General features: G+C 72.6%; 15 protein-coding genes. 4 read left to right on the top strand and 11 right to left on the bottom strand.

Annotation, left to right across the window (positions count from 1 at the left end; translation table 11 throughout):
* Window positions 1-159: 159 nt before the first annotated feature.
* The 4 genes from IEZ31_RS24450 to IEZ31_RS24465 form a co-directional block, all read right to left on the bottom strand.
* The gene (locus IEZ31_RS24450) at window positions 160-1167 is read right to left on the bottom strand and encodes an ABC transporter permease (protein ID WP_190252287.1); all 1008 of its coding nucleotides are present in this window, start codon (window positions 1165-1167) and stop codon (window positions 160-162) included.
* On the bottom strand, window positions 1164-2123 hold the full coding sequence (locus IEZ31_RS24455; RefSeq protein ID WP_190252288.1) for an ABC transporter permease: 960 nt from the start codon (window positions 2121-2123) through the stop codon (window positions 1164-1166). The genes IEZ31_RS24450 and IEZ31_RS24455 overlap by 4 nt, the downstream gene beginning before the upstream one ends.
* Window positions 2120-3640 carry a sugar ABC transporter ATP-binding protein gene (locus tag IEZ31_RS24460; protein WP_190252289.1) on the bottom strand — a complete coding sequence of 507 codons (1521 nt, stop codon included), beginning with the start codon at window positions 3638-3640 and terminating at the stop codon, window positions 2120-2122. Before IEZ31_RS24460 ends, IEZ31_RS24455 begins: the two co-directional genes overlap by 4 nt.
* Window positions 3641-3708: 68 nt before the next feature.
* On the bottom strand, window positions 3709-4794 hold the full coding sequence (locus IEZ31_RS24465) for an ABC transporter substrate-binding protein (protein WP_229835802.1): 1086 nt from the start codon (window positions 4792-4794) through the stop codon (window positions 3709-3711).
* Window positions 4795-5037: 243 nt separating this feature from the next.
* Here IEZ31_RS24465 and IEZ31_RS24470 point away from each other — a divergent pair, with 243 nt between their 5' ends.
* Window positions 5038-7134, top strand: a complete 2097-nt coding sequence (locus IEZ31_RS24470) for an NPCBM/NEW2 domain-containing protein (RefSeq protein ID WP_190252290.1) — start codon at window positions 5038-5040, stop codon at window positions 7132-7134.
* Here the strand turns inward: IEZ31_RS24470 and galK are convergent.
* The 5 genes from galK to IEZ31_RS24495 form a co-directional block, all read right to left on the bottom strand.
* The gene (gene galK, locus IEZ31_RS24475; RefSeq protein ID WP_190252291.1) at window positions 7124-8248 is read right to left on the bottom strand and encodes a galactokinase; all 1125 of its coding nucleotides are present in this window, start codon (window positions 8246-8248) and stop codon (window positions 7124-7126) included. The two genes, IEZ31_RS24470 and galK, sit on opposite strands and share 11 nt — an antisense overlap.
* Entirely contained in the window at window positions 8245-9318 is a 1074-nt protein-coding gene (gene galT / locus IEZ31_RS24480) for a galactose-1-phosphate uridylyltransferase (protein ID WP_190252292.1), read from the bottom strand. Before galT ends, galK begins: the two co-directional genes overlap by 4 nt.
* Window positions 9319-9338: 20 nt before the next feature.
* Complete coding sequence (locus IEZ31_RS24485; RefSeq protein WP_190252293.1) at window positions 9339-10118, bottom strand: DeoR/GlpR family DNA-binding transcription regulator; 780 nt, start codon at window positions 10116-10118, stop codon at window positions 9339-9341.
* A gap of 483 nt (window positions 10119-10601) precedes the next feature.
* Window positions 10602-12761, bottom strand: coding sequence for a HelD family protein (locus tag IEZ31_RS24490; RefSeq protein WP_190252294.1), 2160 nt, complete (start codon window positions 12759-12761; stop codon window positions 10602-10604).
* Between the two features lie 68 nt (window positions 12762-12829).
* The gene (locus IEZ31_RS24495) at window positions 12830-13480 is read right to left on the bottom strand and encodes a DedA family protein (protein WP_229835803.1); all 651 of its coding nucleotides are present in this window, start codon (window positions 13478-13480) and stop codon (window positions 12830-12832) included.
* Between the two features lie 37 nt (window positions 13481-13517).
* Between IEZ31_RS24495 and IEZ31_RS24500 the strand changes: the two genes are divergently transcribed.
* On the top strand, window positions 13518-14522 hold the full coding sequence (locus IEZ31_RS24500; RefSeq protein WP_229835806.1) for a saccharopine dehydrogenase family protein: 1005 nt from the start codon (window positions 13518-13520) through the stop codon (window positions 14520-14522).
* Here the strand turns inward: IEZ31_RS24500 and IEZ31_RS24505 are convergent.
* Window positions 14463-15455 (bottom strand): alpha/beta fold hydrolase, encoded by a 993-nt coding sequence (locus IEZ31_RS24505; protein WP_190252296.1) that lies wholly within the window; start codon window positions 15453-15455, stop codon window positions 14463-14465. The two genes, IEZ31_RS24500 and IEZ31_RS24505, sit on opposite strands and share 60 nt — an antisense overlap.
* A 178-nt stretch (window positions 15456-15633) precedes the next feature.
* Window positions 15634-15963, bottom strand: a complete 330-nt coding sequence (locus IEZ31_RS24510) for a hypothetical protein (protein ID WP_190252297.1) — start codon at window positions 15961-15963, stop codon at window positions 15634-15636.
* 241 nt (window positions 15964-16204) lie between these two features.
* On the opposite strand from IEZ31_RS24510, the gene IEZ31_RS24515 reads away from it, so the two are divergent.
* Window positions 16205-16696, top strand: coding sequence for a DUF3145 domain-containing protein (locus tag IEZ31_RS24515; RefSeq protein WP_190252298.1), 492 nt, complete (start codon window positions 16205-16207; stop codon window positions 16694-16696).
* Between the two features lie 88 nt (window positions 16697-16784).
* Window positions 16785-18488: a glycoside hydrolase family 3 protein gene (locus tag IEZ31_RS24520; protein WP_190252299.1), complete on the top strand. Its 1704-nt coding sequence runs from the start codon at window positions 16785-16787 to the stop codon at window positions 18486-18488.
* Window positions 18489-18560 lie beyond the last annotated feature (72 nt).

The raw sequence follows: 18560 nt of genomic DNA on the forward strand, positions 1-18560 counted from the left end.
GTGGCCGGGCCCAGGCGCCCGCAGCGTCGGGGCCGCGGGTGCCGGGCCGGCGAGCCGGGCGTCGACGTTGGTCGATCCACCCTCATGTTGATCTCGAATTGTGAGGGTAGATCGACCAACGTCACAGCGCGACGAGGCGGTGCCGGCCAGCCGGCGGAGTTAGCCGGAGGCGACCCGGCGGAGGCGGGTCAGGTACGTCTGCGCCACCACGACCAGCGCGATGAACGAACCGCTGATCACCGTCTGCCAGGCCGACGTGACCGTGCCGACCTGGTTGATCAGATTCTGGATCACCTGCAGCAGCAGGACGCCGGCGATCGTGCCGCCGAGCGTGCCCGCGCCCCCGGTGAGCAGCGTCCCGCCGATGACGACCGCCGCGATCGCGTCCAGTTCCATGCCCGTGCCCAGCACCGTCACGCCCGAGCCCAGGCGGGCCGCGTTGATCGCCCCCGCCAGGCCGGCCAGCACGCCCGACAGGACGTAGACGCGGATCTGCGTCGCCCGGATGCGCACGCCCATGAGGCGGGCCGCGTCCTCGCTGCCGCCGATGGCGTAGACGGACTGGCCGAGGCGCGTGCGGTACAGCAGGAGCATGCCGAGCGCGAACAGCCCGGCGACGAGGTAGACCGGGTACCCGATGCCGAGGAGCTCGCCGGTGCCGAAGTGCTTGAACGGGTCGGCCTGCACCAGGTACGTCTCGCGGCCCTCGCCCGACAGCGCCAGCATGAGCCCCCGCGCGCCGAGCAGCCCGGCGAGCGTGACGATGAACGGCGCCAGCCGGGCGTAGGCGATGACCAGGCCCTGCACCAGCCCGAACAGCCCGCAGGCGGCGAGGGGCAGCGCGAACGCGGCCACGACACCGTACTGCGAGGCCCAGGCGGCCAGGACCCCGCCGAGCACGTAGAGGGAGCCGACGGACAGGTCGATGCCGCCGCTGACGATCACGAACGTCATGCCGAGCGCGATGAGGGCCGGCGGCGCGGCCGAGATGAGGACCGTGCCGACGTTGTCGTAGGTGCGGAAGCTGTCGAAGGCCACCGCCCCGACCACGACGACGATCGCCAGGACCGCGAGGGCGCCCTGGCGCTGGACCAGCTCGACGATCCGCTCGGTGCGCTGCGAGGCCGTCTCGGCCCTGTCGGTTGCCGAATCCGCGACGAGCGTCATCGGGTCCTCCGTTCGCGGGCCGCGTAGACGGCGACCAGGATGATGACCGCCTGGACCATCTGCGCGGTCGAGTCCTTCAGGTTGTTCGCGATCATCGTCGCGGTGAGCAGCTGCATCAGGAACGCGCCGGCGACGGTGCCCAGCACGCGGATCTTGCCGCCGGTCAGCGGCGTGCCCCCGACGACGACCGCGGTGATCGCCGACAGCTCGATGAGCAGGCCGATCCGCGACGCGTCGGCCGAGCCGATGCGCGACACCTGGATGACGCCGGCGACCGCGGCGAGCACCGCGGCGACGACGTAGACGGTCACCAGGACCCGCCGCACCGGCACGCCGGCCAGCTCGGCGGCCGGCCGGTTGTCGCCGATCGCGAGCAGCCGCCGGCCGAAGACCGTGCGGCGCACGACGAACCCGACGACGACGGCGAGGACGGCCGCGACCCAGACCGTGTACGGCACGCCGAGGAACGCGTCGGTGCCGATGGCCAGGAAGTCGGCGTTGCGGATGTCCTTGTACCGCCCGCTGGACAGGACCAGGGCGATGCCCCGGCCGGCGACCAGCATGGCGAGCGTCGCGACGATCGGCTGCAGCCCGACGAACGCGACCAGCCCGCCGTTGACCAGCCCGATCACCAGCCCGCCGAGCAGCGCGAGCAGGATCGCCGGGACCATGCCGTAGCCGAGGTACAGCGGGATCAGCGCGGCGCCGAGGGCCATCACCGACCCGACCGACAGGTCGATGCCCTCGGTGCCGATGACCAGCGCCATCCCGAGCGCCACGATGACGACCGGGGTGACCTGCACGAGCTGGATGCGCAGGTTCTGCCACTGCAGGAAGTTGTCGGTGAAGGCGATGTTGAACAGCACCAGCACGACGATGGCGACGTAGACGCCGTAGGCGGGCAGCCAGCCGCGCAGCCGCTGCGGCAGCGAGGGTGCGGAGACAAGCGTGGTCATGAGGCGGCCACCGCGATCGTGTTCATCAGCTGCTCCGTCGTCACCTGGTCGCCGCGCAGCTCGCCGACGACGGCTCCGTCGCGCAGCACCACCACCCGGTCGGACCCTTCGATCAGCTCCTCGGCGTCGGAGGAGACCAGCACCACCCCGAGGCCTTCCGCGGCCAGCTCGTCGATGAGCGCCTGCACCTCGGCCTTCGCGCCGACGTCGATGCCCCGCGTCGGCTCGTCGAGCAGCAGCACCTTCGGCCCGGTCGCCAGCAGCCGGGCCAGCAGCACCTTCTGCTGGTTGCCGCCGGAGAGGTCGCCGACGCGCTGGTGCGGGCCGGCGGCCTTGATGCGCAGCCGGGTCATGAACGTCTCGACGATCCGGTCGATCTTCTTCTCCGACACCAGGCCCGCCGCCGACAGCCGGGGCAGCACGGCGAGCGCGATGTTCTCGCGCACCGACAGGCCGAGCGCGAGGCCCTCGGCCTTGCGGTCCTCGGGCTGCACGGCGATCCCGGCGCGCAGGGCGTGCACCGGCGTCGGCCGGCGCAGCGGCTTCCCGTCGATCTCGACGGTGCCCGAGTCCAGCGGCAGCGCGCCCGCGACGGCCTTGATGGTCTCGCTGCGGCCGGCGCCGAGCAGCCCGCCGAGCCCGACCACCTCGCCCGGCCGCACCGCGAAGCTGACGCCGGCGAGCCGGTACCGGCTGCTGAGCCCCTCGGCCCGCAGGACCGGCGGCCGGTCGGTGGCGGTGTCGTGCGAGCCGGCGAAGCTGGTGAAGCCCTCGCGGCGGACCTCGGCGACGGGCCGGCCGAGCATGTGCGACACGAGCGCGACCCGGTCGAGGCCGGCGAGCGCGCCGCTGTGCACCAGGCGGCCGTCGCGCAGGACGGTGACGCTGTCGCAGATGCGGTACAGCTCGTCGAGCCGGTGGCTCACGTAGACGATCCCGACGCCCCCCTCGTGCAGCCGGCGGATGACGCCGAAGAGGGTCTCGACCTCGCGCGGCTCCAGCGACGAGGTCGGCTCGTCCATCACCACCACCCGGGCGTCGACCATGACGGCGCGGGCGAGGGCGACCATCTGCTGGGCGCCGAGCGCCATCAGGCCGAGCGGCCGGCGCACGTCGGAGGTGATGCCGTAGCCGGCCAGGATCTCGGCGGCCTCGCGGTGCATCCGGCCGACGTCGACGAGGCCGAGGCGGTTGCGCGGCTCCCGGCCGAGGAAGAGGTTCCGCGCCACGCTCATCAGCGGGACGAGGTTGACCTCCTGGTAGATGGTCGAGATGCCGGCGTGCTGGGCGTCGAGCGGCCCGGCGAAGGCGGCCGGGCGGCCGAGGAAGCGGACCTCGCCGCCGTCGGGGCGGTACACGCCGGTGATGACCTTGATGAGCGTCGACTTCCCGGCGCCGTTCTCGCCGACGAGGGCGTGGACCTCGCCGGGGCGCAGCGTGAACGAGACGTCGTCGAGGGCGCGCACGCCCGGGAACTGCTTGCTGACCCCGACGACCTCGAGCAGGGGTTCGGACATCGGCTCTCCTTGCCGCGTTCGTGCCGCGGGGCCCAGACCGACCGGCCCGGGCCCCCGGTCCGGGAGGGTCAGTACGCGAGGCCGAGGTCGGACTGCGCGTTGCTGGCGTCGTACTCGCGGTCGGAGATGATGATGTTCTCCGGGATCGCCTCGCCGTTGAAGAACTTCTGGGCGGCACCGAAGGCGAGCGGACCGAAGCGCGGGTTCGACTCGATGACCGAGAAGATCCAGCCGTCGACGATGCCCTGGACCGCGCCCTTCGTGCCGTCGATCGTCACGATCTTGACGTCGCCGGCCTTCTTGCTGGCGCCCTTGAGCGCCGTGATCGCGCCGAGTGCCATCTCGTCGTTCTCGGCGTAGATGCCGTTGATGTTCGGCTTCGACTGCAGCAGCTGCTCGGCGACCTTCTGCCCCTCCTCGCGGGAGAACTGGCCGGTCTGCTCGAACTCGATCTTGATGTTCGGGGCGACCTTCGCGATCTGGTCCTTGAAGCCGTTGGTCCGCAGCGTGGTGACGTTGTTGCCCGGGGCGCCGAGGAGGATCGCGACCGTGCCGGCGTTGTTCAGGGCCTTGGCCATCTTGTCGGCGGCGCGCTTGCCCTGCTCGTAGAAGTCCGAGCCGATGAACGTCAGGTAGTCCGTGCAGTGCTTCGCGTTGATCTTGCGGTCGATGGTGACGATCGGGACCTTCTTCTGCGCGGCCTTCTGGAAGACCGAGTCCCACCCGTCGGAGTTGAGCGGCGCGACGATGAGCAGCTGGACGCCCTGGTCGAGGAGCGTGCTGACGTCGGTGATCTGCTTGTCGAACTTCGAGTCGGCGTTGGTCAGCTTGAGGTTCGACGCGGGGATGCCGAGCTTGGCGGCCTCGTCCTTGATCGACTGGGTCTCCGCGATCCGGAACGGGTTGGCCTCCTTCTCCGACTGGGAGAAGCCGACCGTCGCGGTCTTCAGGTCGACCTTCTGGCCGCCGAACTGCTGCAGCGTGCAGGTGGAACCGCCGGCGTCCGCGGACTTCGTCGTCTGCGCGGCGGCGGAGGTGTCGGCCGTGGGCGAGCCGCCGGGCTCGTCCTCGGACTTCGCGCAGCCGGTCATGAGCAGGGCGGCGGCGCTGAGAACGGCGAGAGCGGGCCGCCAACGGCCACGCATTCCGATCATGTCGGTCACTCCCTAGAGCGAGGGGTGGACCGCGGTCCATATTGACGAACCGCGTTGGGGTGTACCGCATTCACTCATCCTCCAACTTTTTCTGTCAAGACTCTGCACTAGCCGAAACAAAATCGAACACCAACTGTCACAGGCTCGGGATGTGTGCGCAGTCGTGTCGAAGCTTGTGCAGAACCAAACAGCGGCGTACAAAAATATCCAACAAGTTCGATCTATTGCACGCAGGGAGCTGCAATGATCCGACGAACCGCCCGCCTGGCCGCCGCTGCCACGGTGGCCATCACATCCATCATTGTCGTTGTCGCCGGACCCGCCGAGGTGTCACAGGCCGCCGCCACCCCGGCCCCGGGACCGATCACCGCCCCGGTCATGGGCTGGAACAGCTGGAACCGGTTCGGCTGCAACATCGACGAGAACCTCATCCGGGCGACCGCCGACGCCATGGTGAGCACCGGCCTGCGCGACTCGGGCTACACGTACGTCAACATCGACGACTGCTGGATGGCGAGCACCCGCGACGCGCAGGGCCGGCTGCGCCCCGACCCGGTCCGGTTCCCGGGCGGCATCGCCGCGCTCGCCGACTACGTCCACGCCCGCGGGCTCAAGCTCGGCATCTACTCGTCGGCCGGCACTGCCACCTGCCAGGGGCTGCCGGCCAGCCTCGACCACGAGACCGTCGACGCCCAGACGTGGGCGTCCTGGGGCGTCGACCTGCTGAAGTACGACAACTGCAACAACCAGGGGCGGCCGGCGCTGCAGCGGTACAAGGCGATGGGCGACGCGCTCAAGGCCACCGGCCGGCATATCGTCTACAGCATCTGCAACTGGGGCGACGACGAGCCGTGGGTCTTCGGGCCGAACGTGGGCGGCAGCTACTGGCGCACCACCGGCGACATCAGCGACAACTGGGGCAGCGTCACCTCCCTGCTCGACCAGCAGGCCGGGCTGGAGCCGTTCGCGCGCAGGGGGTACTACAACGACCCCGACATGCTGGAGGTCGGCAACGGCGGGCTCACCGCCGACGAGAACGTCGCCCACTTCTCGCTCTGGTCGCTGCTGTCCGCTCCGCTGCTGCTCGGCAACGACCTGCGCAGCGTCAGCGCGTCCACGCTCGCGATCCTGCGCAACCCGGACGTCCTCGCGGTCAACCAGGACTGGGCCGGCTCGCAGGGGCGGCGGGTGGCCGACACCGGGGACCAGGAGGTGTGGGCGAAGCCGATGAGCGACGGCTCGGTCGCCGCCGTGCTGTTCAACCGGGGCGGCGCCGCCACCACCGTGTCGACGTCCGCCGCGGCCCTCGGTCTCGGCGGCTCCAGCTCGTACGCCGTGCGCAACCTCTGGACGGCAGGCACCGCCACGACGACGGGCACGATCTCGGCGACCGTGCCCGCGCACGGCGTGGCGATGGTCCGGGTGACCCGGGCCGGCACCCTGGCCGCGCCGCCCGCGTCCGGCACGCTCCAGGTGAGCGACCTGCCGTGGCTCGCGTCGAGCAACGGCTGGGGACCGGTGGAGCGCGACCGCGCCAACGGCGAGCAGGCGGCCGGCGACGGCGGGACGCTGAGCGTCGGCGGCACCACGTTCGCGAAGGGCATCGGCGCGCACGCCGACTCGGCGGTCCACGTGTACCTCGGGCGCGCCTGCAGCACGTTCACCGCGCAGGTCGGCGTCGACGGCGAGGTGGGCGCCAACGGCTCGGTCCGCTTCGCCGTCTACGGCGACGGCCGCCTGCTCGGTTACACCGCCGTGAAGACCGGGGGACAGGCGCCGACCCGGCTCACCGTGTCGACCGGCGGCTACCTGACCCTGGAGCTGCGGGTGGCCGACGCGCGCACGAACGGCATCCAGTACGACCACGCCGACTGGGGCGCGCCGACGCTGGTCTGCGGCACCGCCGGCGCCGGCTCGTTCGTCAGCGACCGCACCTGGGGCACGGCGACCAACGGCTGGGGCCCGGTCGAGCGCGACGCCTCCAACGGCGAGCAGCCGGCCGCCGACGGCAGCGTGCTGACCGTCGGCGGGGTCGCGTATCCGAAGGGTGTCGGCGCCCACGCGGCGAGCGACCTCACCGTCCCGCTCGGCGGCGCGTGCAGCCGGTTCACGGCCGTCGCCGGGCTGGACGCCGAGGTGGGCACGTCGTCGACGGGCGTGACGTTCAGCGTCCTCGGCGACGGCGTGACGCTCTGGACGAGCCCGACGGTCACGGCGGGCGCGCCGGTGGCGGTCGACGTGAGCGTGGCCGGGCGCACGAACCTCCGGCTGGTCGTCGGCGGCGCGGGCAGCATCGACTACGACCACGCCGACTGGGCCGACGCTCGACTCATCTGCTGAGGCTGACCCGGCGCGTCCCCTCCGCGGGTGTGACGACGAAGGTGTCGGGAGGCGCGAAGCCGTTCGCGGCGAACGCCTCCCGCACCGCCGCGGCGACGCTCCCGCAGTCGTCCTCCTCGACCAGGGCGAGCACGCACCCGCCGAAGCCGCCGCCGGTCATCCGGGCCCCGTACGCGCCGTGCTCCAGCGCCACCCGCACGGCCGTGTCGACCTGCGGCACGGTGATCTCGTAGTCGTCGCGCATCGACTCGTGCGACGCCGTCATGAGCGAGCCGACCGCGCGGAGGCTGCCGGACCGCAGGGCCGCCACGGTGTCGAGGACCCGCTGGTCCTCGGTGACCACGTGCCGGACCCGCCGGCGCATCACCTCGTCGTCGAGCTGGGCCAGGGCGCCGTCGAGCCCGGCCACGTCGACGTCGCGCAGCGCGGTCACGCCGAGGAGCTTGGCCGCATCCTCGCAGGAGCGGCGGCGGGCCGCGTACTCGCCGGTGACGTGCGCGTGCGGGGCCTTGCTGTCGACGACCAGGATGGCCAGGCCGGCCTCGGCCAGGTCGAAGGGCACCTGCTCGGTCGCCAGGGAGCGGCAGTCGAGGAACAGCGCGTGCCCGGCCCGGCACAGCGTCGAGGCGGCCTGGTCCATGACGCCGGTCGGCGCGCCCACGTACTCGTTCTCGGCCCGCTGGGCCAGCCGCGGCCGCAGCTGCATCGGCAGGTCCGCCCCCGCCAGTTCGACGAGGGCGGCCATCGCCGCGCACTCGATCGCCGCGGAGCTCGACAGCCCGGCGCCGAACGGCACGTCGGAGGCCACCCACAGGTCGGCCGGCGGCACCTCGTGGCCGGCCTCGCGCAGCACCCAGACGATCCCGGCGACGTAGGCGGCCCAGCCCTCGACTTTTTCCTCGTGGAACGTGACGGTCTCGCCGGTCTGCTCCGACGTGACGGACCAGCCGGGCTCCGCCCGCCGCCGGGCCGCGACCACCGTGCTGTGCGGCAGCGCGAACGGCAGGACGAACCCGTCGTTGTAGTCGGTGTGCTCGCCGATGAGGTTGACCCGGCCGGGGCTCGCCCAGACCGTGTCGTAGCGGCCTCCGGGCAGCCGTGACTCGGCTGTCACAGCCTCACCTCCCGCAGCATCTCGGCGGCCTCCTCGGGCCGCACGTCGTTGACGAACACGCCCATGCCGGACTCGGATCCGGCGAGGTACTTCAGCTTGCCCGGCGCCCGCCGCGTGCTGAACAGCTGCAGGTGCAGGTAGGCCAGGTCCCGGTCGACGCGCACCGGTGCCTGGTGCCAGGCGGCGATGTACGGCATCGGCAGCCCGAACATCCCGTCGAGGCGGCGCAGGACCTCCAGGTAGAGCGGCCCGAACGCGTCCCGCTCCGCGCTGGTGAGGGAGGGGATGTCCGGGGTCTGGCGCCTGGGGTACAGGTGGATCTCGAACGGCCAGCGAGCGGTCGCCGGGACGAAGGCGGTCCAGAGGCCGTTCTCCGCCACGATCCGGCGCCCGTCGGCCTGCTCCGCCGCCAGCACGTCGGCGAAGAGGTTCCCTCGCGCATACCGCCGGGCCGAGTCGAGCATGCGGCGGGTCCGCGGGGTGACGAACGGGTACGCGTAGATCTGGCCGTGCGGGTGGCTCAGCGTGACGCCGATCTCCTCGCCCCGGTTCTCGAAGCAGAACACCTGCTCGACGTCGTCGCGCGTGGCCAGGTCGGCGGTCCGGTCGGCCCAGGCCTCCACGACGGTGCGCACCCGGTCCTTCGACAGCGACGAGAACGAGGCGTTGTGGTCGGAGGTGAAGCAGACGACCTCGCACCGCCCGGCCGCGCCCCGGGCCGGCACCAGGCCGGGGAGCACGTCGTCCTGCGCCGGCCCGACCCGGTGGCTGAACGACGGGAACCGGTTCTCGAAGACGACCACGTCGTACTCCGGCGCCGGGATCTCGCTCGGCCACCGCGGCGTCGACGGGCACAGCGGGCACTCGTCGGACGGCGGCTTGTAGGTGCGGGTCTGCCGGTGCGTGGCGATCGCCACCCACTCGTCGAGGACCGGGTCGTGCCGCATCTCCGAGGCGGGCGGCGGCGGGGGCAGCTCCCGCTGGTCGACGGCGTCGCGGGACGCGTCGTCGCGCTCGTCGAAGTAGATGAGTTCCCGGCCGTCGGCGAGGTGGGTGACCGTGCGCTTCACTCGTTCTCCAGGGGTCCTTGCTAGTCGTTCGGATCCACGACGATGAGTTCTCCGACGCGCTCGGCGAGCTGGACCCGCGCCTCGGCGGCGAGGCCCACGTCGGTGATGAGGATGTCCGCCTCGTCGAGCGGGGTGATGGTGGCGATGCCGACCATCTCCCACTTGGTGTGGTCGGCCAGGACGACCAGGCGCCGGGCGGCGGCGACGAGCAGGCGGTTGGTGCCCGCCTCCATGAGGTTCGGGGTGGTGAAACCGGTGCGCGGGCTCATCCCGTGCACGCCGAGGAACAGGACGTCGACGTTGAGCGAGCCGATCGCCGCCTCCGCCACCGGGCCGGCGAGGGCGTCCGAGGGCGTGCGGATGCCGCCGGTGAGCACGACGGTCTGGTCGGGGCGGCCGGCGTGGTACAGCGTGTCGGCCACCGGGATCGAGTTGGTGACGATCGTCAGGCCGGGCACGTCGACGAGGTGCGCGGCCAGCGCCGCGGTGGTGGTGCCGGCGGACAGGGCGACCGCGGTGTGCGGCTCGATGAGCTTGGCGGCCCGCTCGGCGATCGCCGCCTTCTCGTTGCGCTGGCGCACCGACTTCGCGTCGAAGCCGGGCTCCTCGGTGGAGCCGGGGCCGGCGATGGTGGCGCCGCCGTGCACCTTGTCGACCAGGCCGCGGTCGGCGAGCGCCTCGAGATCGCGCCGGATGGTCATGTCCGACACGCCGAACTGGCGGACCAGTTGGCTCACCCGCACGCCGCCGTGGCGGCGCACCAGGTCGAGAATGGCCGCCTGACGTTGCTGTGCGAGCATCACGCCGGTCCCTTCGCCGTTTCCGTCACGGATTCCACCGCAGACGTTACGTCGCGGGGGCGGGTGTGCACCCCGCCGACCCGGCCGAAGTCTGGGCGCGCTCGCATGGCGTACAGCTTCGAACCTAGCCGACCAGAAGTCAACAAACTCGAACAGCGATCTCGGTGACCCGCCGCCGGCGTGTGCCGGTTCCGCTCCGCAATCGCATCGGCCTGCGCGAATCATGGCTGGTGAAGCGGCACGCCCATCGACTCATGCTGAGGTCTGGAGGTTCTCGTTCGGTTCTGTGAGGAGGACGCGGTTCCGGCTCGCCCGACGCAACTTCCGGCGCCGGCTCCTCCGGCTCCGCCAACCCGGCCCGGACGCGGCGGGCGACATTTCCGAAACGTCACCCGAGCGTGCCGCGTGCGACCGGCGCGGGCGGTGGCGGCTCCGGTCGACTCCACGATCATGGGCCCGCCGGAGCGGGCGGGTGCGTGGGCGTCAGAACGCGCGGGTGCCCACCGTCGTCAGGCGTTGGGTGGCTCGCGACAGCGCCACGTACAGCGTGCGGAAGCCCGTCTCCGCCTCCTCGCGGATGTCCGACGGCTCGACGACGAGGACGCCGTCGTACTCCATGCCCTTCGAGTCCAGCGCCCCCACCGTCTGCAGGCGGTCCGGCGCCAGGTCGGCGACCCACTTCGCCACCTCGTCGCGGCGGCTGGTCGGGGTGATCACGCCCACCGTGCCCTCGACCTGGTCCAGCAGCGACTGGGCAGCGGCGCGGACCGAGGACTCCAGCTCCTGCGACGCCACCACCCGCTCGACCGGAGCCACGCCGGAGGAGCGCACGGCCGTCGGGAGCTCGATGTCCGGCTGCACCCGGCGGATCACGCGGGCCGCGACCTCGAAGATCTCGGCCGAGTTGCGGTAGTTGGTGGTCAGCGTGAAGGACGAGCGGCGGCGGGTGCCCACCGCGCCGTCCATCGCCCGGCCGGACTCGGCGGCGTCGGCCCACGCGGCCTGGGCCGGGTCGCCGACGATCGTCCAGGTGGCGTGCGGGCCACGGCGGCCGATCATGCGCCACTGCATCGGGGACACGTCCTGCGACTCGTCGACGATGATGTGCGCGTAGTCGCGGTAGTCGGTCGGGCGCTCGACGGCCTGGGCGCGGGCGGCCGCCATCCGGTCCGCGTACGTGGTCACCTCGCGCACGCCCTCGGCGACCTGGAACGGGTCGCGGGGCTGGCGCTTGCGGACCGGCGGGTCGCCGAGCAGCTCGTGCAGCTCGTCGAGCAGCGCCACGTCCTCGACGGACAGGTCGCCGACCGAGATCGAGCCGGCCAGGACGCCGATCTCCTTGTTGCTCAGCACGCCGTTGGCCCAGCGGGACAGTCGGTGCCGGTCGGCCAGCCAGCCGAGCACCTCGGCCGGGCGCAGGACCGGCCACCAGCCGCGCATGAACCTGATGAACTCCGGGCGCTCGGCGATGTCCGGGGCGAACTCCTCGCGCTTCTGCTGCCGGCCGGACGGCAGCAGCTCGACGCTCTGCCGCCACAGCGCGTCGAGCACGTGGCCGGCCGCCTTGGCGCGGGCGGCGTTGCGCTTGACGCCCAGGTTCAGCACGGTGCGGCGCAGGTCGTCGAGGGCCGGCTTGTCGAGGCTCAGCAGCTCCCCGCGGTACAGGATGCGAATCCGGTCGGGCGAGTCGGGCACGGGACCGCGGGCCGCGCGGCCGAGGACCCGCTGCATGCGCAGCGACCCCTTCACGGCGGCCACCTCCGGCGGCTCGTGCCGGGTCGCGTGGACGCCCTCGACCAGCTGGCCCAGCGAGCGCAGCGACGCCGTGTCCTCACCGAGCGAGGGCAGCACGCGCGACACGTACCCGACGAAGACCTCCGACGGGCCCACGACCAGCACGCCGCCGGACTCGTAGCGGTTGCGGTCCGCGTACAGCAGGTAGGCGGCGCGGTGCAGCGCCACCGCGGTCTTGCCGGTGCCGGGGCCGCCGCGCACGATCGTCACCCCGGATGCGGGGGAGCGGATCGCGTCGTCCTGCTCGCGCTGGATGGTCGCGACGATGTCCTTCATGCCCCGGCCCGTCGCGCGGGACAGGTTGGCGAGCAGCGCACCGTCCCCGATCACGGCCATGGACTCCGGCGCGGACGAGGGGTCGAGGAGGTCGTCCTCGATGCTGACGACCTTCTCGGCGGTGCTGCGGATGCTCCGCCGGCGGACCACGCCCATCCGGTCGGTGGGGGTCGCGCGGTAGAACGGCGCCGCCGCGGGGGCGCGCCAGTCCACGACGAGCGACTCGTACGTCTCGTCGCGCAGTCCGAGGCGCCCGACGTACCGCACCTCGCCACCCGGCACCGCGGGCGGAACGGCCGCCGCGTCCGCGCCGGACACCCCGTCGGGGCCGAGATCGAGCCGGCCGAAGACCAGCCCGTCGTGCTCGCTCTCCAGCGCCCGGCGGCGGCGGGCGGCGTGGTACACCATCGCGTCGCGCTCGACGAGTGCGCCGAAGTTGCCGACCCGAGCCAGGCTGTAGCCGGCCTTCTCCACCTCGGCGGCGGAGATGCGCAGCTGGTCGAGCCGGGTGTAGACCCGGTCGAGATATGCCTGCTCGGCGGCGATCTCCGACTCGCGAACCGCGTCGCTCAACGCCCTACTCCTGCCGCCGGCACGAAAAACAACCCCGAAAGCTTACTCGTGCCCCGGGGAAGTGGCGGTCACGGCGTGCCCGCGGGCTCCTTCTGCGCCTCGGCACGCAGGGCGCGGGCCTCGGCGGCGGCCTTGCGGCGCAGGTAGACGGTGGTGACCAGGCCGGCGACGACGGCCACGGCGAGCGCGATCCAGGAGAAGTCCTTCAGCCACTTCTCCGCCACCCGGCCGATCGAGTAGATCGCGAACACGGTGCCGAAGGCCCAGGTCAGGCCGCCGAGCGCATTGGCGGCGAGGAACCTGCCGTAGGGCACGTGCAGGGCGCCGGCGAGCGGCCCGGCGAGGATGCGCAGCAGCGCGATGAACCGGCCGAAGAAGACCGCCCACACGCCCCAGCGCTGGAAGGCCCGTTCGGCTTTGGCGAGGTGCTCGGGGCCGAAGTGCTTGGGGAACCGCCGGCCGAAGCGCTCCAGGAGCCGCCGCCCGCCGCGGCGCCCGATGTAATACCCCAGGGAGTCGCCGATGATCGCCCCGGCGGAGGCCGCGCTCGCGACCAGCCACGGGCTGATCGAGGTCGTCACCGACAGCAGCGAGGCGGTGACGAGGGTGATCTCCCCCGGGACCGGGATGCCCATGCTCTCGATGCCGATGACCCCACCGACGAGCAGGTAGATCCAGATCGGGGAGAGCGTGCTCATCCACTCCTCGATGTGATGCACGACCTAACCCTCTCATACGGTGGTGAGCGTGACATGGATGGTGTACGGCGCGAACGGGTACAGCGGAGAACTGCTCGCCCGGCTCGCGGCCCGAGTGGGGGAGCGCCCGGTGCTCGCCGGCCGTTCCCGGTCCAGTGTGGCGCCTCTGGCCGCCGACCTGGACCTGCCGTATCGGATAGGCGACGCCGCCTCCGTGTCGCTGGACGGCGTCGACACGGTCGCCAACTGCGCCGGCCCGTTCGCCGAGACCGCGGCGCCGCTGGTCACGGCCTGTGTCGCGGCGGGCGTCCACTATCTTGACATCACCGGGGAGCTGGCGGTCCTGGATTGGATGCTCCAGCAGGACGCCGCCGCCCGCGCGGCCGGCGTGGTGCTGCTGACCGGCGCCGGCTTCGACGTGGTGCCGACCGACTGCCTGGCCGCGGCCCTGGTCGCCCGGGTCCCCGACGCCGTCGCCCTGGAGCTGGCCTTCCACGCCCCGGGCGGGCTCAGCCGCGGCACCGCCCGCACCGCGCTCGGCGAGGCCGCGGCCGGCGGCCTGCGCCGCGTCGGGGGCCGCCTGGTGCCGACCCCGCACGGCACGCCGACGCGAGAGGTCCCGTTCCCGTCGGGGACGCGCCGGGTCGGCGCCACGCGCTGGGGTGACCTCGTCACCGCGTTCCACTCGACCGGCATTCCGGACATCACGGTGTACACCTCGCTCCCGCGCGGTGCCGGCTCCCCGCTCGTCGGGGCGCTGCGGTTCGGTCCGCTGCGCCGGCTGCTGCAGGGGCTCGTGCGCCGGGGCGGCCCGTCGGAGCGCACGCGCACCGACACCGGCTGTGAGGTGTGGGCCGAGGTCCGCGACAGCACGGGGGTGGCCCACTCGGCCACGCTCACCGGCCCGAACGCGTACGCGCTGACGGCCGAGGCGACGCTGCGCGCCGTGCGGCGGATCCGGGCGGGCCGCGTCCCGCCCGGCGCGCACACCCCGGCCCAGGCGCTAGGTGGCCCGGACTTTCTTGACGAGCTTCCGGGCGTGCGCCTCGACCTTCCCGGCTGAGCGGCGGCGGCGCGGCACCGCCCGGCGGATCACCGCGACGATGGCGTCGGTGACGTCGTCCGGGCGCTCGATCGGCAGCATGTGCCCGGCGTCGTCGCAGACCCTCAGGTCGGCGTCGGGCAGTTCGTGCGCGATCGTCTCGGCACAGGCCACCGGAGTCAGCCGGTCCGCCGAGCCCACCAGCACCGCCGCCGGCAGGCCGCGCATCGCGGCCAGCGTCTCGACGCGGTGGTGCAGGTCGACCGCCGGACGGAAGCCGCCGATCGCGCACAGGGAAGCGTTGCCGACCATCGAGGCCGTGAGCGCGACCCAGCTGGTGTCGACCCGGTGGCCGAAGACCAGCCAGCGCACGCCCGGGGCGAGCAACGGCATCAGCCGCCGGTGCGGCCGCCAGCCCCCGGAGCGGGCCAGCAGCCCGGCGCCCTGGATCTCCAGCACGCGCATGACCCGGGCGAGCCGCGGGCTGAGGCCGTAGCTGGTGCGTGAGGACCCCTCGGCGGAGGTCGAGACGAGCACGACCCCGACCACCCGGGCGGCGAAGTCGGCCGCATGGCCGTGGGCGTACTCCATGATGGCCATGCCGCCCAGCGAGTGGCCGACCAGGACGATCGGGCCCTCGGGGACGAGCTGCTCGATGACCTCGGCGAGATCGTCGCCGAGCTGTCCGAGCGTGGCGTCCGCGCCGTGGGTGGCGGACGAGCGGCCGTGGCCGCGCAGGTCGAAGGCGAGTAGCCGGACGGGTGCGCCGAGCCGGTCGGGGAGGTCGGCGATCTGCTGTTGCCAGAGGCGGTTGTCGAGCGTCCAGCCGTGCAGGAGGACCACCGTGACGGGGGGCGGGGCCGTGGGGGACGGCTCGGGCGCCGGCGGGTGGAGCACGCTGTACAGGCGGGCGCCGTCCTTGAGCCTCACGGGCGGGGTGACGACGGTACCCATGGTCAATTGTTACCCGGAAGTACCCCGGAGTACCCCCGCCAAGGTCGGATGTTATTCAGGAGCAACTTCCGGAGGAGACCGGACCGGAGTAGCGGGACCGGAGTAGCAGGAGTAGACGGGGGTAGACACGCCCAGGCCGCCGGGATCGGGTCCCGGCGGCCTGGAAAGCGCGTGCGGCTCAGCTCTCGAGAACGCCGGCCTCGACGAGCCGCTTCTCGGTCGCGTCCCAGCCGTGGCTGGGCTCGGCGGCGGCGAACGCCTGCAGCTCGGCGCGGATCTTCGAGCCGTGGCCGGCGCCGGCCAGCACCCGGATCTCCTCGACGAAGGCGTCCGAGGTGGTGCTCAGGTGGCTGGTCTTGCCATTGGTCAGGTTGCGCACGTAGACGTGCTTGCCCTTGTTGAGCGGGATGAGGTACTTGAACTCACCGAGGACGCTCAGGGCACCGGATGCACCGGCCTGACCTGCGCGGACTGAGGCCCGCGCGGTCTTTGAGGTGTTGCTCGCCACGGCGGGTAACTCCTTGTCGAGGCTTGACGTGCAGAGACGCCCAAAACTGTAACACCTCACCCGGATAACCTCTTCGGCCGTCCGTTCGTTGGACAATTCGTAGTGCCGAAGTTTCTCGTTCTCTGGCGCACCGCCTGCAACATCGTCATCATTGGTCCCAACAGCCAAGTCGCTGCCAGGGCTTGATCAATCGGACATGAGGTCGTAGGGGAAGACGCACCTCGTCTCCGGGAGGTCATTCGTGCCCACGCGTGGCGTCATATACGTTCACTCGACTCCGCTCGCCGTGTCCTCGCACGTCGAGTGGGCGATCGCTCGCGTCCTCGGCGCACCCGTTCGCCTCGAGTGGTCGGTGCAGCCTGTCGAGCCAACGGCCCGGCGGGCCCAGTGCTCGTGGACCGGAGCCACCGGCACCGGCGCCGAACTGGCGGGTGCCCTCCGCCAGTGGCCCATGATCCGGTTCGAGGTCACCGAGGAGCCGAGCCCCGGCGTCGACGGCGAGCGGTTCATGCACGTGCCCGGCCGCGGGCTGTTCCGCGGCTCGACGAGCGCCAACGGCGACATCGTGCTGTCCGAAGACCGACTCCGCAGCCTCGTCGCGAGCGGGCGCGGCTACGAGACGCTCGCCCACGCGCTGGAGAAGGCCCTGGGCGGGCCGTGGGACGCCGAGCTCGAGCCCTACCGCCACGCCGGCGACGGCGTGCCGCTGACCCTGCTCACCCGGGTCGGGTGAGGCGTCCCGGGTGATCGCGCGCCGGTGACCGTGTGGGACGTCACCGGTACGTTGAGTCGAGTTGCTCGTGCGTGATTGAGTTGCTCACGTGCCAGCCCGCCGCCGCCTTGTCCTGACCGCCGCCACGGCGCTCGCCGTGCTGCTCGGCGGGTGCTCCGACGGGGCGGCCGAGTCGCCCGGGCCGTCCGGCGGCCCGACCCGCTCCGCCGTCCAGCCCGGCGGCGACCCCGAGCGGCAGGCCGCCGAGCTCGCCGCGAAACTCACCGACGAGGAGCTCGTCGGCCAGGTCCTGATGCCCTACGCCTACGGCAACGACGCCGACAAGGTGTCGTCCGGCTCGGCGGCGGGCAACAAGCAGTACGCGGGGGCGGCGACGCCGGCCGAGATCGTGAAGAAGTACAAGCTGGGCGGCATCATCCTGGTGTCGAGCAGCGCCGACGACCCGACGGCCGGCACCAACCGCACAACAAACGTCGAGTCGCCGGCCCAGGTCGCCAAGCTCACCGGCGGCCTGCAGGCGGCGGCGCTGAGCCTGCCGGGCGCGGTGCCGCTGCTGATCGGGACCGACCAGGAGTACGGGCAGGTCACCCGGATCAAGGAGGGCCTGGTCCAGCTGCCCAGCGCCATGGCCCTCGGCGCGGGCGGCGACCCGGCGGTGACGGAGGCGGCCTGGAAGGCGGCCGGCGCCGAGCTGGCCGCGATCGGGGTCAACGTCGACTTCGCCCCCGACGCCGACGTCCTCGGCACGCAGCCCGGCGGCGTCATCGGCTCGCGCTCGTTCGGCAGCGACCCCCAGCTGGTCGCCGCCCAGGTCGCGGCCGCGGTGCGCGGGCTGCAGGCGGCCGGGGTCGCGGCCACCGTGAAGCACTTCCCGGGCCACGGCCACACGATCGTCGACAGCCACAGCAGCCTGCCCGTCCTCAACCAGGACGTGACGGCGCTGGAGCGCGGCGATCTCCCGCCGTTCGTCGCGGCCGCCGCGGCCGGCGTGGGCCTGGTCATGTCCGGCCACCTCGACGTCAAGTCCGTCGATCCCGGGGTGCCGGCGTCGTTCTCCAGCAAGGTGCTCATCGACCTGCTGCGCACGAAGCTGGGGTACAGCGGGGTCGTCGTGACCGACGCGCTGAACATGGAGCCGGCCGAGCAGTGGCCGGCGGGCGAGGCGGCGGTGCGCGCGATCCTGGCCGGCAACGACCTGCTGCTCATGCCGCCGAGCCTCACCGCGGCGCACAAGGGCCTGACGGAGGCGCTGCGCTCCGGTCGGCTGCCGAAGACGCGGCTGGTCGAGGCGGCGACGCGCATCCTGGCGCTGAAGTTCCGGCTGGCGGCGGTGCCGCGGCCCGGGCTCGACGTCGTCGACGGCCCGGCCGGCAAGGCGGCGGCCCGGACCGCCGCGGCGGCCGGCGTGACCCTCTTCCGCGGCCCGTGCGACGGCGCCCTCGTCACCGGCCCGATCCGGGTCACCAGCGCGGGCAGCGAGACCGCCCGCGGCTGGCTGGAGGAGGCACTCAAGGCGGCCGGCGCGGAGGTGGTCGCCACGGGCGGCTCCGAGGTCCGGCTCATCGGCTACGGCAAGGGCAGCTCCGACCTGTCCCCGTCGGCGGCGGTGACGGTCGCGCTCGACACCCCCTACGTGCTGCGCTCCGCGAAGGGCCACCTCGTCGCCACCTACTCGGGCTCGCGGGCGTCGATGCAGGCATTGGCGGACGTGCTCACGGGCAAGGCGCGCGCAAAGGGCAGTTCCCCGGTCCCCGTCCAGGGCCTGCCGACCCGGGCCGGTTGCCCGGGTTAGCCCGAGTTAGCCCGGGTTTCTGACAGTTTTCCGGTCGGATGCCGGACCGGCGGCCCGCCAGATGATCTCCAT

Source organism: Dactylosporangium sucinum, assembly GCF_014647515.1.
GTDB classification, from domain to species: domain Bacteria; phylum Actinomycetota; class Actinomycetes; order Mycobacteriales; family Micromonosporaceae; genus Dactylosporangium; species Dactylosporangium sucinum.